This is a genomic window from Entomohabitans teleogrylli (assembly GCF_001484765.1).
GTDB classification, from domain to species: domain Bacteria; phylum Pseudomonadota; class Gammaproteobacteria; order Enterobacterales; family Enterobacteriaceae; genus Entomohabitans; species Entomohabitans teleogrylli.
The window spans coordinates 1-1320 of record NZ_LLXO01000078.1; the positions used below are offsets into that span (position 1 = coordinate 1).

At 44.9% G+C, this 1320-nt stretch carries 1 protein-coding gene and 2 pseudogenes; all 3 read right to left on the reverse strand.

The features are described 5' to 3' along the window. Positions 1-185: 185 nt before the first annotated feature. Positions 186-311: pseudogene (locus AQ981_RS28345) on the reverse strand (type VI secretion system tube protein Hcp); the annotation flags it as partial. Between the two features lie 276 nt (positions 312-587). After that, complete coding sequence (locus AQ981_RS27810; protein WP_154675987.1) at positions 588-908, reverse strand: hypothetical protein; 321 nt, start codon at positions 906-908, stop codon at positions 588-590. Continuing rightward, a pseudogene (locus AQ981_RS25260) lies at positions 889-1263 on the reverse strand (IS630 family transposase); the annotation flags it as partial. The gene AQ981_RS27810 and the pseudogene AQ981_RS25260, both read right to left, overlap by 20 nt. Positions 1264-1320 lie beyond the last annotated feature (57 nt).

Here is a 1320-nt window from a genome sequence, read left to right on the forward strand (position 1 = left end):
ATGGAGGCAGGTCAGACGGCAGAGTTTTTCCAGCGCGACAAGTAGGGGTCCGCTTGGAAAACGGAAAATATCCTACGCTAAGCCTGTTTTTTGTACAGACTGCTATCCACTGAGCGTAATGCACGGTATTTACCCTGTCCCAGTTTGAGGTTTGTTCTCCAGACGTAATCCCCGCTCAGGTTGATACCTGTAGGGGCAAGGTAAGGAGAAACTGTCGTGATTTTGACGTTTTCCAGGATGATATTGAAATATTCAGACTCAATGCCCGATTCCAGTATTCGGTACATCTTGATCGTTGCTTTTTTCAATGTGGGGTTCTACGCCGGAACCGCCGAAATTTCCGATTAGTAGTTTTCAGTGATCTTTTAGTATCCTAATTTCTCCATCAGCAACGACTGGCTTATCAGACTACCTTGGTCCTATGCTGCCAGGGAGCTTAGTGGTATGCAGATCCGTTGGTGATTTGAAACTTTTGCTTTGCCATGGAGACCCGATATTGAAAGGGCTGTAGCGATTAGATCAGCCAATCACATAAAAACTCGATTTAATCTACAAAGCCCTAATCAACCTATAACTCCAGTTCACTATTAACTACCAGCTAATTCAGTGGCATTCTTCTTTTTATTAATGTCTTGTTCAGTAATGTATTTCCAGCAGGCAGATAAGAAAAGTTCTAACTCTGTCCAATATGTATTAACTACAGGCTGGCCAGGATGAAATCTGGTAGAATGTACATGCGACTGTATGTTATTTATTGAAAACAACCCTCCCTCTGTGGTTGAATATTTACTTATCAAGTCTTTCACCACATGATCATAATAACCTAACTGATAAAGCTTCTGGGCTATACCTAAACTCTTTTCACCTAAATAGCTGCGCCTAATACCGCTACACTTTTGCCAGACCATGTTTACCGCCGGGGAACGGGTTGGCAGTGTCCATAAAGTGCCGGACTTTTCTCAGCAACTGCCACATCGTCCGGCACTGATGATTGCGTGTTATCGTGTCGTGAAGCGCCTGCCATATCCGTTCTACATGGTTCACCCATGGCGAGTAAACTGGCTGATAAATCACCCTGAACTTCGGATTTTCCTTCAGCCTGCGCTGCGTTTCCCGGCTTTTGTGGATAATGTAATTGTCCACGATGAGCGTTATCGTTTTTGCCCGTCGGTACATAGACTTCAGGTGCTTCAACAGCCGGATAAATAAGGATGAGCTTTTGCTGTCGCCACCCACATAGCTGACTTTGCCCGTTCCGCTGTGTTCGGTACGGGGTATTGGTGCTATGATCGACATCGCTCAGTCCGGTTAGTGATTTGT